The sequence below is a fragment of the Winogradskyella sp. genome (genome assembly GCF_013213975.1).
In the GTDB taxonomy this organism is placed as follows: Bacteria; Bacteroidota; Bacteroidia; order Flavobacteriales; family Flavobacteriaceae; genus Winogradskyella.
Window position 1 is genome coordinate 42,381 of sequence record NZ_JABSST010000006.1, and the last position, 15,829, is coordinate 58,209.

Consider the following 15,829-nt stretch of genomic DNA (forward strand, 5'->3'; position numbering starts at 1 on the left):
CTATTAGTGTTTTTGAATAAATAATTTTGTGTTGACATCATCAAAAGCAATCGTTATACCATTATTAATTGTGTCTATAATTTTTAACTCTTCAGTTAGTGTTTCTGATTTAATATAGTCTTCATTCGATGCTATCGCAGCTACTACAAGGGCATCATTTTGTAATTGAACATCTATACGATCAGTAACTTCAAAACCTGAGTCTTTGCGTAAATTTTGAATTCTATTTACAAGCTCACGTGCAATACCTTCTTTTCGCAAATCGTCTGTTATGGTTACGTCTAAAGCCACCGTTAATGCACCTTCATTAGCAACTAACCAACCTTCTATATCTTGTGATGTTATCTCAACATCGCTCAGTTCTAAATTAACATTTTTTCCATTAATTTCTACCTCTAGATTACCGTTTTGTTCAATTTTTTTAATATCATCTGACGAAAATGAACGTATTGCACTAGAAACCAGTTTCATATCTCTCCCAAAACGTGGCCCTAAAACCTTAAAATTTGGCTTAATTTGTTTTACTAAAATGTCTGAAGCATCTTCTAACAACTCAATTTCTTTAACATTTACCTCATGTTTAATTAAGGCAGAGACCGCGTGAATCTCTTCTTTTTGATATTGGTTATCAACCGGTATCATAATCTTTTGTAATGGTTGACGCACTTTAATCTTCTCTTTAGCTCTCAACGATAAAACTAGAGACGATATTGTTTGAGCGTTTTCCATTTTGCGTTCTAAGACCTTATCAATCGCTAATTTATCGGCTATTGGAAAATCCGCTAAATGAACACTTTCAAAAGACTCTTTATTTGTTACCTTATTTAAATCTAAATACAAACGATCCATAAAAAACGGAGCAATTGGAGCACCGAGTTTAGCAATGGTTACCATACAGGTATATAAGGTCTGATAGGCAGAAATTTTATCAACTTGATAATCTCCTTTCCAAAAACGTCTTCTACTTAAGCGGACATACCAATTACTCAGGTAGTCCTGGGTGAAACTAGAAATTGCTCGAGCGGCCTTGGTTGGTTCATAATCCGCATAATAGTCATCAACCTTTTGAATTAATGTATTTAATTCGGATAAAATCCAACGATCTAATTCTGGCCGTTCTTCTATTGGAATATCAGATTCTTCATATTTAAAACCATCTAAATTGGTATATAAACTAAAGAATGAATATGTATTGTACAGTGTACCAAAGAATTTACGTTTAACCTCTTCTACCCCTTCGATATCAAACTTTAAATTATCCCATGGATTTGCATTACTAATCATATACCAACGGGTTGCATCTGCACCGTGATTAGCTAAAGTTTCAAATGGATCAACTGCATTACCCAAACGTTTGGACATTTTCTGTCCATTTTTATCCAACACTAAACCATTAGACACTACATTTTTATAGGCTACAGAATCAAAAACCATAGTTCCAATGGCGTGAAGCGTATAAAACCAACCTCGAGTTTGGTCAACACCTTCTGCAATAAAATCTGCTGGGAACGCCTCTTTTTTATCAATTAAGTCTTTGTTTTCAAATGGATAATGCCATTGTGCATAAGGCATAGAACCAGAGTCAAACCAAACATCTATTAAATCACTTTCGCGCTTCATAGGCTGACCAGAATCTGAAACTAAAGTTATCTTATCTACTACATTTTTATGAAGATCAATAGTCTCGTAATTGGCGTCTGACATATTGCCTACTTCGAAATTAGCAAAGATACCCTCGGTCATTACGCCGGCCTCGATCGCCTTCGCTATTTCATCTTTAAGTTCAGCAACAGATCCAATACACAATTGCTCTTTTCCATCTTCTGTTCTCCAAATTGGAAGCGGAATTCCCCAAAAACGAGATCTTGACAAGTTCCAGTCATTTGCATTAGCCAACCAATTACCAAATCGACCCTCGCCTGTTGACTTAGGTTTCCAATTAATACTGGTATTTAACTCATGCATTCTTCCTTTTACATCAGTAACTTTAATAAACCATGAGTCTAGCGGGTAGTATAAGATTGGCTTGTCAGTTCTCCAACAATTTGGATAACTGTGCTTATACTTTTCTACCTTGAAGGCCTTATTTTCTATCTTTAATTTTATAGCAAGTTCTACATCTACAGATTTTTCTGGAGCTTGACCTTCATCATAGTATTCATTCTTAACATACTTTCCTGCAAACTCACCAACCTCTGGTCTAAAACGACCTTGCAAATCTACTAAGGGTACTAAATTACCATTGTCATCTTTAACTAACATTGGAGGAATTTCTGGTGTCGCTTGCTTGGCAACCAAGGCATCGTCTGCACCAAATGTTGGAGCTGTGTGCACGATACCTGTTCCGTCTTCTGTTGTAACAAAATCACCGGCTATGACTCTAAAGGCGTCTTGTGGATTATCGTTTGGTAAAGCATAGTTTAAAAGCTGTTCGTAAGTAATACCAACAAGGTCTGCACCTTTAAACGCTTTGACAACATAAAATGGAATCTTCTTATCGCCGTCCTGATAGTCTAGTAGTTCTGACTTAGATTCTACTTTATTGTACTTTCCATCAAACTGTTTACCTACCAGGCTCTTAGCCAAAACTACATTCATTGGCTTGAATGTATATTGGTTATAGGTTTCAACGAGCACATAATCTATTTTTGGCCCTACAGTTAAAGCCGTATTACTTGGTAACGTCCATGGAGTTGTTGTCCATGCCAAGAAATAAATATCACCTTCATTTTGAAGGAAATCAGGTAGGGTTTCTACATCTGCTTTAAACTGAGCAACAACTGTGGTATCTGTAACATCTTGATATGTTCCTGGTTGATTTAACTCATGAGAACTTAATCCTGTACCAGCCTTTGGCGAATATGGCTGAATGGTGTAGCCCTTGTATAACAAATCTTTATCATAAATCTGCTTAAGCAACCACCATACAGATTCCATATATTTTGACTTGTATGTGATGTATGGGTCATCCATGTCGACCCAATATCCCATTTTTTCAGTCAGGTCATTCCAGATATCTGTGTACCGCATAACCGCTTTTTTACAAGCTTCGTTATACTCTTCTATAGTTATTTTAACACCAATATCTTCTTTAGTAATACCGAGTTCCTTCTCAACTCCAAGTTCTACAGGTAATCCATGCGTATCCCAACCAGCTTTACGCTTCACTTGAAAACCTTTCATGGTCTTGTAACGTGGAAAAATATCTTTAATAGCTCGCGCTAGTACATGATGAACCCCTGGTAATCCGTTTGCAGATGGAGGGCCCTCAAAAAAGACATAAGGTTCTTTTCCTTCTCTTGTGGAAACACTCTTTTCAAAGATGTTTTTTTCTTCCCAATAGTTGCCAATTTCATCTGCAACTTTTGGCAAGTTAAGTCCTTTATATTCAGGGAACTTTGTACTCATGATATCAAAATTCTTTTGGAGTCGCGAAATTAAGAATTTCTTGCCAAAAGAGGGTTTATATCATAAAAAAAAGCAATCGGAATCGATTGCTTTTCTTTGCTAGGGCCATTAACTAATCTTTTGTTAGTAAATTAAACTTTTTGAAAATTAATATGAATAATCCTTATATCTCTTAACATATGATAAAATATAAGTTTTAATCTACAATTTGTATTTAAACCTACGCATCGGACCGGTGCAATATTTAGGTAAGAAGCCATTTAAAATTAAGGAACTAAAACATGTATGTCAGGTGTATTTTTTTTAATATCTCATAACGCGCCGTTGTTTTTGAGGTGTAGATGATCCATTAACATATTTTCATATAGAATAAATATACTTTATGGACTTCTATTATAAATATGGCTGATTTCTAATTTAGTCTCAAGGCGCTTTAAAAAGCCTTTAAAATTTAATTAGTATGCTGCCAAATCTACCAATGCTAAACGAGAAAGACAAGAAGGCTCTTCTTTGGTAAATGAAGAAAATAATCCAACAAACGTAAAAGAAGTATCTAAACTTAGCACCTTCTTTTTCAGTCTCTAAGAATACAATTGGCTATTAGTAAATTAGATATAACAAAGAACATTTTATCGCTTTCGATAGCTTGTAACACTGAAGTTTCAAATTGTTTCAACGTTCTAGGAGTCGTCAAACCTTGTAAAACAGAATGTACCTCTTTAGTAATATGGCATTTTGAATATAAAATTTCAAAGTTTAGGTTAACCATAATATTAATAAATCTATATTAGTAAAAAGGTCAATCCTAATTTTACATAGAATTGACCTTTTAATTTAAGATACTTTTAGCTCTTAATAAATACTTAAGATGGTAAGTACAGACGACTCTTTAAATAGTGTAAGCATCGAAATTTAATTATATCACTTCAGTTTAATTAATGATAATTTTTTTTACAATTAGATTATTGTTTTCCCCTTCAACTTTAATAATATAAATACCACTGCATAAGTTTGATAGGTCATATCTCATAATATCTTTGTCATTAAGAGCATTACTTACAAATACAGTCTGGCCGGTAACTGCAAAGACTTCGATTTTTTTTAAGAGTTGATTATAAGGGTTGTTTACGACAATGGATTTAGAATTATTTACATATTTAATGTCTAATGCATTATTATCTAGATCTAAATTAGATAAGGTTGTTTTAAATGTTAACTGAAACCTACCTGGAAAGTAACCAGAATCCGAAGGGAAAATGTAAGCATCATCGCTTCTAAGATTAAATGTAGTATCTAATAAATTATCGCGTAGTTCCACATTTTGATTACCCATGTTTTCGATACCAACGAGCTCTATGGAATAATCATAACTACCAGACGCTTGAAATACAAGATCAATAATTTTATCCTCAGTTATTGAACTGTAAGCTTGAGAGGTAAAATATTCTCCATTTAAAAATAAATTTAAATCATCCTGCATTAAGGACGCATTTTTAGTATCAAAACCTTCATCATAATTTTCCGATGTATTGGGGCTAAAGCTAAGATCTAAAATTCGGTTAACCGCTGGACCATTGACATTTGTAAATTCCAAAGTGAAACTTTGTATTGGTTCGTTACTATTGTTTGATTGCCCTTGTACATTTGAAATAGATGCACAAAAAATAAACACAATAAATAACAGAACGTATTTCTTTTTAAGTAGTAGTGTTTTCATAGATTTAGGTTTAATTGGTTAAATAACTAATACTACGTACTAAAACAGAATCTTATTCGAATGGATTAAATTATATCTGAGGAAGGAATTTAATGACCTATAAATAAATCACTCACAATAGTAACAAGGAATCTACAAACAGCCACTTTTATTCGTTGAAATGCGTTTTTTTATCGATAAAGAGTATTTTTTTATAAGAATTAACAGGTGTATTTAGCGTGATTCTATATCAATTTATTAACTAGATCATCAACTTTAGAAATAAGATGTATTTTAATTTTATAATTGTTAGTACTTATTTTACTGTATTTGGAAATATAGATCGCAGAGAACCCTAGCTTCTCGGCCTCCATAATTCTTTGCTCTACACGCTGAATAGGGCGTATTTCACCAGACAATCCTACCTCTGCAGCAAAACAGACATTATTAGGTAAGGGAATATCCTCATTGGAGGATAAAATAGCTGCAACCACCGCCAAATCTATGGCAGGATCATCCACAGATATTCCACCTGTAATATTTAAGAAAACATCTTTAGCACCAAGTCTAAAACCAGCGCGCTTTTCTAATATTGCCAATAACATATTTAATCGCTTAGCATTAAATCCAGTTGCAGAGCGCTGTGGCGTCCCATAAACGGCAGAACTAACTAAAGCCTGAACTTCAATCATTAAGGGTCTTAAACCCTCAAGTGTTGCAGCAATGGCATTACCTGAAAGTTCACCATCCTTTTCTGAGATTAAAACTTCAGAAGGATTCTTAACTTCGCGTAATCCAGAACCTTGCATTTCATAAATTCCTAATTCATTGGTGGACCCAAAGCGATTTTTATGAGCTCTTAAAATTCTAAACACGTGATTTCGGTCTCCTTCAAATTGCAACACAGTATCTACCATGTGTTCTAAAATTTTTGGACCAGCAATATGACCATCTTTAGTGATATGACCTATCAATAGTACAGGTGTGGCACTTTCTTTAGCAAATTTAATAAGCTCAGTTGTGCACTCCTTAATTTGTGAAATACTTCCTGCAGAAGATTCTATGTAGTCACTATGCAGGGTTTGAATTGAGTCAATAATTACCAAATCCGGCTGTAAATTCTGTATTTGCTTAAAAATATTCTGAGTTTTGGTCTCTGTAAGTATAAAGCAGTTATTATCTTCAGGGTCGATGCGCTCAGCACGCATTTTAATCTGTTTTTGACTTTCCTCGCCAGAAATATATAGCGTTTTATATTTTAGCTTAAGTGCTATCTGCAACAGGAGGGTGCTTTTACCGATCCCTGGTTCACCACCCAATAGCGTGAGTGAACCCTTAACCATACCACCACCTAGCACGCGATTAAACTCAGCATCAAACATATCTAATCTTGCTTCTTGCGCTGTATCTATTTCACTTAATTTTAAAGGCTTGGAAATACGTTTTAATTTAGATTCTTGTTGGTGCCAAGTTTGCTTTTCCAACTTCTGAACAACCTCCTCAACAATGGTATTCCATTCTTTACAAGACGTACATTGTCCTTGCCACTTGGAATATTGACTTCCACAATTTTGACAAAAAAAAGTTGTTTTTACTTTAGGCATACTGCGACTTAGATTTTACACAAAATCTATTTATTCAGAATCGCTAAATTAAGATATTTTTAGTTGATATCTTTAAACCAATGTGCTATAGCAATTAGTTTTGCAACGGCCAACTTAGAAGGCATATGCGCAGTAAAGAAAGCTCTGAATTTTTTAAATAAAGCTTCAAAAAAATAGTCTGTTGACAAGGTAAGTCTCTTAGTTCTCTTCATTTTCCTCCTCCTCTTCTTCTTCGTCGGTATCTACGACAGTGAGTTCATCTATTTTAGAAAATATAAAATCTCTATTTATATGACGCACATCATTAAGTGATAATGCAGACTCGTATAACTTTTTTGCCTTTTTTATTTTACCTACCTTCTCCGAATATTGCGCTAGATAATAGGTTCCTAGCAATGATTCAGGATTTAATTTTTTTGCGAGTTTCCCAATCATCTCAATAGATTCTAGATCATTTCTTTGCTCTGCAATCTTTACTACCTTTTCAAATTCTTCCTCAGCAATAGGCTTTTTTATTCCAAATAAATCTTCTATACGATCATACCGCTCAACAAGATACTTATCTAATGTACCTTCATATGGAAGTACCTTTTCTTCTAATTCTTTTTCACGAAGTGGTTTATATAATTCAAAAATTTTATCAAATGATTTTGCTATTGCACCATTTACTAAGGTATAATGTGTGTCATTTTTAAAATCATCAAAATAGTAAGTTAGATACTGATTTTGAACTTTTGAAATTTGAGTATTGACATTTAATACTGCGTCTCTTATATATGGTAAATCCTTATCTGAAGTTGCCATATAATAGAATATATGATCCTTAAAAACTTTAAGCCTCTTACCAAGGAAATCTCTAACTGTTCCCGATAAATCCGGACTTATACAGACATAGGCATTAAAAAGTGGATCGTCTTTAAATAAAAAAGCATTAATAAAATTACCCATTAGATCATGTCCAACTGCTACTCTAAACTTGCTAGTATTATATCTCTCATCTAAATATGGAATTAGTTCTTCAGCTACGAAATCGTGAAAACGCAAACCCGAATCTTTGGGTAATCCCGTTACTTCATCACAATATCCATCACGCCGACGCTCGCGCCCTTGAACTACCCCAACAATAATTGAGCTCGGCATATCATCAAAATAGGTCTGAAAATCTACTTGACCAGAAATTGGCTCAAATAAGTAGTCCCCATCAAAAACTATAATTAACGGGTATTTTACGTCGGAAGAAGGATCGTAGTTTTTAGGTAATTTTATTTTTAGTTGTCTGACTGCTTTTAATTTTGAAGAATTAAATTCGTCATAACTAATCTGAGCGAGCATCGACAAACTAAAAAAGCACGTTAAAACTATAAGAATAGTCTTTTTCATGTGTAAGTAGGTTTAACTTTGGGTTACCAAACTTACTAAAATATCGCCAAATTGTAAATTTTTTTCGACGAAATGCAATTAGTCATTAATTGCATCCTGTACGTCGTACATTTTCTCAAGCATCAATTCTTTATCGATGTATTGGGAAGGCTCTAAAAGTAATCCCGATTTATATCGTAAAAGGGCTTTCTTTAAATTACCCTCTTTTTCATAAAACATACCCATGTAATAGGCGCTAAGCATAGAATTAGGAAACTGTTTGTTAACCAGTTTTGCAAGGTTCTCTAAAGATTCTAAATCATCCTTCTTTTTTGAGGCAGCTGCTATGGCTCTGATATCATTTTCAATGAGCTTTTTTTCAAACCCATAAAAATACTGGATATCATTGTATTTTTTCATCAAGTAGTCGTAAGGTGACCCCTCATAAGGCAGTACTTTTTCATTGTACTCCTTTCCATTTATAGGTTTGTATAAGGCAAATATCTCATTTAGTGCCTTCGGGATTCCACGACCAACTAAAGAGTAATGGTTAGCATCTTCAAAATTATCAAACTTATAATGCAGCTTATCATTTTTAATCGGCTTTAATTTAGCATCGCATTCTATTATGGAATTTCGAAGCACCTTAACATCGGCATCTGCTGTTGCCATATAATAGAAGGTTTCTTGACCCAGAATGGTGAGTCGTTGCTGTAACCTTTCAATCATTTTAGGGGCTAAATCTGGACTCAAACTTATGTAAGCTCTAAACATTGGCTCATCCTTGAAAAGGTAATAATTAATAAAATTTGCACTCAAATCATGACCAACGATTACTCGATATGGTGAAACGTTATAGTTATCCTCTATAAATGGAATTAACTCTGCACCCATAAACTCATAAAATGCAGCACCTTTATCAACTGGGAAACTTGTCTCATCAGCATAATAAAAGTCATCTTCTCTTGTTTCTGATTGTTTTATTCCAACTATAATACAATCAGGTATATCCTCCCAGTATGCTTGGTAATCAATATTTCCTGCTACAGGTTCAAAAAGATAATCCCCATCTAAAACCATAACTAATGGATAAGCTCTGTCAGCATCTGCATCGTAGTTTCTGGGAAGTTGAATCTTTAATTCTCGTTGTCCTTCCAATTTATAAGAATCGATACTTTCATAAATAGCTTGTGAATACAGACTAAAGCAAACAGTTAAAAGAAGTAAACTGGTGAAAAATTTCTTCATTGGTTGATTAAATTTAGGATAAGACAAGGTAAAAAATATTTCTATAAATTAGATTTCTTCCTGTTGTAGATTGGCAAGAATAGTAATGACAAACCACCAAACACAATAATAATCAAGGTTTGTGCAGACCACATGATCCATCCAAAAGCTCTACTTGGATCTTCAGAAATACTAAATAATGTAAAGGCAATAACAACAGCTTCTGGAAAGGATCCTATACCGCCATTGGTAGCAGCAATACTAAAACTCGCTAAAATAAATCCAATCAAGACTGTACCTAAAGTTATACCTTGTAATTCTGGTAGCGCCTTGGTCGTAATAAAAAACATGCATAAATACATCACCCAAATGAATACTGTATGGAAGAGAAAAGGCCATTTCTTTTTCATTCTAAAAATACTGAGCGTACCTTCAATAAGACCATTTACAAATTTTTTGACCTTTAAAGCAATCGAAGATGAACTTGTCTTGATAAACAAAAAGAAAATTCCTCCAATGATTATAAGTACAAGTAATCCAATTAACAGTGCAGAAGTGTTAAACTTTTCAATAAGAAAATTGTAAATGAAATCAAACTCCAAAACAAGTGCAACTCCAATAATTAAAAGCAACATTATAGTATCCGCAACCCGTTCTGCTACGATTGTTCCCAATCCTTTATCAAATGGCACGCCTTCATAAGTTGAAAGAATTGATGCTCGAGCAACCTCTCCAGCTCTTGGAATAGTTAGATTAATAAGATAAGCAGAATATACAGCCATAAAGCTATTGACTAACTTAGGCTTGTAGCCAAGTGGCTCCGCCATAAACAACCATCTATAGGCTCGTGAAACATGACTTAATACCCCCAGACTTACACCCAAAACAATCCAAAAATAATTAGCATTCTTGAAATATTTAACAAGTGTAGAAATAGAAATTTGAGACAATGAATACCAGACCAAAAGCAAACCTAAGAGTAAGGGTATTATAACCTTTAGGATGGACTTTGATTTACTCAAGTGTTTAATTTAATAAATTGTTTTCCTCATTTGGAAAGACCAATGATGGTTTAAAAACTTTTGCCTCTTCTATATCCATAAAGGCATAAGTAATTAGAATTAAAATATCACCAACTGCAACCCTTCTTGCGGCAGCGCCATTTAAAGTGATTTCACCGCTATTACGAGGACCAGGAATACAATAGGTTTCTAGTCGTTCACCATTATTATTGTTAACAATTTGAACTTTCTCACCTTGTATATTATTTGCAGCATCCATTAAGTCCTCATCGATAGTTATACTACCAATGTAATTAAGGTCTGCACCTGTACATTTTACGCGATGAATTTTAGATTTTACAACTTGAATTTGCATAAGGCAAAGATAATTAATTTAAGGCGATATTATCTATGAGTCTTATATCACCAGCATAAGCAGCTATAAAGGCTCTGTATGTCTTTTGTGTTGATTTTCGTTTAACTGGCTTTAAGGTCATGGTGTCTGCTATAATAAAATATTCCAAATCTAACAATGGTTCTTCTTTAAATGCTTTCTCGACCCATTCCGTCACAACTTTAGCACTTTCTGTGCCAAACTTAATTTTGGCAGTTTGCAATGTTTTAAATATAAATGGTGCTGCAGCTCGATGCTCAGTCGTTAGCCTCGTATTTCTAGAACTCATTGCTAATCCATCATCTGCTCTATGAATTGGACACCCTACAACTTTAACAGGTAAATTATAAAGCTCGGTAAGTTTTTTTATTATTTGCAATTGCTGAAAATCCTTTTCACCAAAATATGCATACTCGGGTTTTACAATTTCAAATAAGCGCTTAACTATTGTACCAACACCGTCAAAATGCCCTTTTCTAAACGCACCCTCCATTTCATGCTCTAAACCATCGAAAGAAAAAGCCTGAGATGTTACATTGTTACCATAAATATCTTCTACTGCCGGCGCATATACAACGATCTTGGTTTTACTTACGCTTTCTAAGGCCCTAACATCAGCATCTAGTGTTCTTGGATATTTAATTAAATCCTCTCCATTGTCAAATTGAGTAGGATTAACAAAAATACTCACAACCACTAGGTTATTATCCTCTAAACCTTTTTTAACTAAAGACAAATGACCTTCATGGAGCGCACCCATGGTAGGCACAAATCCTATAGAATCTCCTTTCGATTTAAATTCCTCTAAATAGGAAGATAGCTCGGTTTTATTAAGAAAAATTTTCAATCTAGTAACAAAAAATTAACGGGTGCAAACATAATATTTTACTGGCAATCTGCACAAATTTTTGTAATTTTGCCTGTTTTTTACTTTTAATTTTCAAAAGCAGTAGATTTATGAAAGATAAACGAATATTATATGTGTCGTCGGAAGTTGTTCCTTATTTACCAGAAACTGAGATTTCCTCTATGTCCTTTGAGGCTCCAAGAATGGTGAACAAACAAGGTGGACAGATAAGAATATTTATGCCTCGCTTTGGAAATATTAATGAAAGAAGACATCAATTACATGAAGTCATAAGATTGTCAGGAATCAATTTAGTTATTAATGATTTAGATATGCCTTTAATAATTAAGGTCGCCTCTATTCCAAAGGAAAGAATTCAAGTTTATTTTATAGATAACGAAGAGTATTTTAAACGTAAAGCCACATTAACTGACGAGGACGGTAAGTTGTTTTCTGACAACGATGAACGTGCGATATTTTTTGCTAAAGGAGTTATAGAAACTGTTAAGAAATTAAACTGGGCTCCAGATATCATTCATGTAAATGGCTGGTTAGCATCTTTATTACCGCTGTATTTAAAAGAGTTTTATAAAACAGAACCATTATTTACTGAGAGTAAAATTGTAACTTCGGTATACAATCAAAGCTTTGATGGAACGTTAGATAAAAACATGATTAATAAAATAAAATTTGATGGTTTGGAAGAACAAGCTATAGAAACGCTTAGCAAACCGGATTACATAAATCTAATGAAAGTAGCCATTGATAATTCTGATGCTATTATTAAAGGTTCGGAGTCCTTACCTTCAGAATTAGATACGTATTTAAACGAATTAACAAAACCAGTATTGGATTTTCATTCAATAGAAGAATTTGCTGACCCATATACTGAGTTTTATAAAGAAGCTGTTTTAAACAGTTAATAACTTTTATGAATAAAAATAAGTTTGCCCTTCAAATACTAGTCCTATTATTCATAGTGATTAGTTTCATTGCTTGTGATAAAGATTTCTCTGCTTTAGAATCTGATATAATTAGCTCTGATGTTGCCACTAATTTCGATGTTTTGCAAATGAGTGAAACAAATCCAGAATTTACTGATATCATAACTTATACTGATGTACTAGAACCCGTTCAAACAAATGGACTAGGTCTTAATTCTATTGGCATTTATGACGATGTTGCTTACGGAAGAACAACAAATAGTTTTGTTTCTCAGTTAACTACTTCAACGTTTACCTCAGATTTTGGTGAACAAGTAAAAATCGATTCTGTTGTATTATACTTGCCATACTTTAGTTCTATTGAAGATATTGATGACGACGAGAATATTACCTATGAAATTGATTCTGTTTTTGGAAGAGAGCCATTTAGGCTAAGTTTATTTGAGAGCAATTATTTTATTAGAGATTTTGATCCTGATGCTGAATTTGATGAAATTCAGCCTTACTTTTCTAACATGTCGGCATCAACATCAGAAATGATTTCTGAGACCTCACTTGAAGGTGTGGAATTAACTTTTGTTGACTATAACGAAGATACTGGTAATTTTGACCCTATTGATAATACCATCGAAATTTCAGAAGATGGGTATATTTTAACATCTGTTGAAGAAAATGAAGATGGCGAAGAAGAAGTGACATCTCGAAGACAATTTCCTGGGATTAGAGTATTATTAGATACGACATTCTGGCATAACAAAATTATCTCTAAGGCTGGTGATCCTGTTTTAGAAGGGCAAAATGCGTTTTCTGAATATTTTAGAGGTCTATACTTCAAAGCAGAACCTATAAATGATGATGGAAGTTTTATTATCTTCAACACTGCAGGACCTGCTGGACAGACATCAAATATAACTATATATTACACTAGGCTAATTGCAAATTCTGATGAAGAAGATGCTACTGAACAAGCTACATATACCTTGAATTTTGGCCCAAATAATATTAATTTCATTACTAATGAATTCACAACCGTAATAAATGATGGTGATAATGTAAATGGTGATGCTAGATTGTTTCTAAAAGGTGGAGAAGGTGCAGTAGCGAAATTTAAATTATTTAATGGAACTGACCTTGATGACGATGATGACACAATGAATACATTCGAAGCTTGGAAAAGCGACTTTGTTGAAACGGATAGTGAAGGAAAATTTGTCAGGGCTAAACGCATAATTAACGAAGCTAATTTGGTATTTTATGTTGACCAGAATTTAGTAGATGGTGATGAGCCTGATCGCCTCTATTTGTATGATGTAGACAATAAGCAACCTTTAGACGATTATTTCCTTGATATTTCTAATTCTGGTTTACCTTCGCTTTCGAAGACGACTCATCTTGGTCCTTTGGAACGTGTTGATGATGAACCAGATGGCGACGGAATCAGATACAAATTCAGAATCACAGAGCATATAAATAATCTATTATTAAGAGACTCTACCAATGTTGAATTAGGTCTAGCCGTGTCTTTAAATGTTAACATGGAAGAAATAGTTCTTCAAAGACAAGTACAAACCGAAGACAATTCAGAATTTACAGTGCCTGTAAGTTCTGTTTTTTCACCAAGAGGGACAGTGTTGCATGGAAACAATACTGAAGACCCAACTAAAAAGGTGTATTTAGAGATATATTACACCGAACCAAATAACTAAAATTTAACCTATGTGCGGAATTGTTGGATATATTGGTCACCGAGAGGCCTATCCTATAATTATTAAAGGTCTCCAGAGACTTGAATATCGCGGATATGATAGTGCTGGTATTGCACTTTACGATGGAAGCGATATCAAGCTATCAAAAACTAAAGGAAAAGTATCAGATTTGAAAGAACGGTTGGAAGATGAAATTTCAACCCATGGAACATTAGGAATTGGTCATACGCGTTGGGCTACTCATGGTGTACCTAATGATATCAATTCTCACCCTCATTATTCTAACTCAGGTGATCTTGTAATTATTCACAATGGTATCATTGAAAATTATGATTCCCTTAAAAAAGAACTTATCAAGCGTGGATATTCCTTCAAGTCTGATACCGATACAGAAGTATTGGTTAATCTAATTGAAGATGTTAAGCGTAATGAAAATACGAAGCTTGGAAAAGCGGTTCAAACAGCTCTAAATCAGGTTATTGGAGCTTATGCTATAGCTGTTTTCGATAGAAATAAACCAAATGAAATTGTTGTTGCTAAATTAGGAAGCCCCTTGGCAATTGGAATTGGAGAAAATGAATTTTTCATTGCTAGTGATGCTTCTCCGTTCATTGAGTTTACAAAAAATGCTATTTATCTTGAAGATGAAGAATTAGCTATTATAAGACGAGGCAAAGATATTAAAGTAAGAAAAATAAAGAATGACGCCTTAGTAGATCCTTACATACAAGAATTACAACTTAATTTAGAGCAAATCGAAAAAGGTGGTTATGAACACTTTATGTTAAAAGAAATTCATGAACAACCAGAGGCAATTTCCGATACCTTTCGTGGGCGACTTATTAGTAATGAAGCCGTGGTTAAACTTGCAGGTGTTGAAGATAACATGAAAAAGTTTTTGGCTGCTGATCGGATAATTGTAGTTGCTTGTGGAACTTCATGGCATGCAGGATTAGTATCTGAATATATTTTTGAAGATCTCGCAAGAATCCCTGTTGAAGTAGAATATGCTTCAGAGTTTAGATATAGAAATCCGGTTATAACTGAAAACGATATTGTCATTGCAATTTCTCAATCTGGAGAAACAGCAGATACGCTTGCTGCTATAAAATTAGCAAAATCTAAAGGTGCATTTGTTTTTGGGGTTTGCAATGTTGTTGGATCTTCTATTGCTAGAGAAACCGATGCTGGAGCTTACACTCATGCAGGCCCTGAGATAGGTGTAGCATCAACAAAGGCTTTCACCACTCAAATAACTGTTTTGACATTAATGGCATTGAGGTTAGCCAGAGCTAAAGGAACTATTTCGAGTTCCGAATTTAGACACCATTTAATTGAACTAGAAACCATACCAAGTAAAGTTGAGGAAGCATTAAAATCTGATGCATATGTTCAAACTGTGGCTGACATTTATAAGGACGCTACAAATTTCCTTTATCTAGGTCGTGGTTTTAATTTCCCTGTAGCATTAGAGGGTGCACTTAAACTTAAGGAAATTTCATATATACATGCTGAAGGTTATCCTGCTGCAGAAATGAAGCATGGACCTATTGCATTAATTGATGAACAAATGCCTGTTGTTGTGATCGCAACAAAAAAAGGGCATTACGAGAAAGTTGTAAGTAATATTCAAGAAATTAAAT

Annotated in this window: 12 protein-coding genes; 3 read left to right on the forward strand and 9 right to left on the reverse strand. The window is 34.0% G+C overall.

What is annotated here, in order from left to right; translation table 11 throughout:
- Positions 1–3: 3 nt before the first annotated feature.
- From ileS to panC, 9 genes are all read right to left on the reverse strand, one after another.
- On the reverse strand, positions 4–3,408 hold the full coding sequence (gene ileS, locus HRU49_RS01360; protein ID WP_296353383.1) for an isoleucine--tRNA ligase: 3,405 nt from the start codon (positions 3,406–3,408) through the stop codon (positions 4–6).
- Positions 3,409–4,339: 931 nt separating this feature from the next.
- A complete protein-coding gene (locus HRU49_RS01365) occupies positions 4,340–5,125 on the reverse strand; it encodes a T9SS type A sorting domain-containing protein (protein ID WP_296353385.1) in 786 nt (261 codons plus the stop codon).
- A gap of 224 nt (positions 5,126–5,349) precedes the next feature.
- Positions 5,350–6,708 carry a DNA repair protein RadA gene (gene radA, locus HRU49_RS01370; protein ID WP_296353387.1) on the reverse strand — a complete coding sequence of 453 codons (1,359 nt, stop codon included), beginning with the start codon at positions 6,706–6,708 and terminating at the stop codon, positions 5,350–5,352.
- 59 nt (positions 6,709–6,767) lie between these two features.
- Positions 6,768–6,920, reverse strand: a complete 153-nt coding sequence (locus HRU49_RS01375; RefSeq protein WP_296353389.1) for a hypothetical protein — start codon at positions 6,918–6,920, stop codon at positions 6,768–6,770.
- Entirely contained in the window at positions 6,907–8,088 is a 1,182-nt protein-coding gene (locus HRU49_RS01380; protein ID WP_296353391.1) for an alpha/beta hydrolase-fold protein, read from the reverse strand. Before HRU49_RS01380 ends, HRU49_RS01375 begins: the two co-directional genes overlap by 14 nt.
- A 78-nt stretch (positions 8,089–8,166) precedes the next feature.
- Positions 8,167–9,315, reverse strand: a complete 1,149-nt coding sequence (locus tag HRU49_RS01385; protein WP_296353393.1) for an alpha/beta hydrolase-fold protein — start codon at positions 9,313–9,315, stop codon at positions 8,167–8,169.
- Positions 9,316–9,356: 41 nt separating this feature from the next.
- Positions 9,357–10,316, reverse strand: coding sequence for a lysylphosphatidylglycerol synthase transmembrane domain-containing protein (locus HRU49_RS01390; RefSeq protein ID WP_296353394.1), 960 nt, complete (start codon positions 10,314–10,316; stop codon positions 9,357–9,359).
- 4 nt (positions 10,317–10,320) lie between these two features.
- On the reverse strand, positions 10,321–10,671 hold the full coding sequence (panD, locus tag HRU49_RS01395) for an aspartate 1-decarboxylase (protein ID WP_296353397.1): 351 nt from the start codon (positions 10,669–10,671) through the stop codon (positions 10,321–10,323).
- A gap of 13 nt (positions 10,672–10,684) precedes the next feature.
- Positions 10,685–11,536 (reverse strand): pantoate--beta-alanine ligase, encoded by an 852-nt coding sequence (gene panC / locus HRU49_RS01400; protein WP_296353399.1) that lies wholly within the window; start codon positions 11,534–11,536, stop codon positions 10,685–10,687.
- 110 nt (positions 11,537–11,646) lie between these two features.
- On the opposite strand from panC, the gene HRU49_RS01405 reads away from it, so the two are divergent.
- From HRU49_RS01405 to glmS, 3 genes are all read left to right on the forward strand, one after another.
- Positions 11,647–12,459 carry a glycogen/starch synthase gene (locus tag HRU49_RS01405; protein WP_296353401.1) on the forward strand — a complete coding sequence of 271 codons (813 nt, stop codon included), beginning with the start codon at positions 11,647–11,649 and terminating at the stop codon, positions 12,457–12,459.
- Positions 12,460–12,467: 8 nt separating this feature from the next.
- Positions 12,468–14,186, forward strand: a complete 1,719-nt coding sequence (locus HRU49_RS01410) for a DUF4270 domain-containing protein (protein ID WP_296353403.1) — start codon at positions 12,468–12,470, stop codon at positions 14,184–14,186.
- Positions 14,187–14,196: 10 nt separating this feature from the next.
- The coding region (gene glmS / locus HRU49_RS01415) for a glutamine--fructose-6-phosphate transaminase (isomerizing) (protein ID WP_296353405.1) at positions 14,197–15,829 on the forward strand (1,633 nt) is incomplete at its 3' end.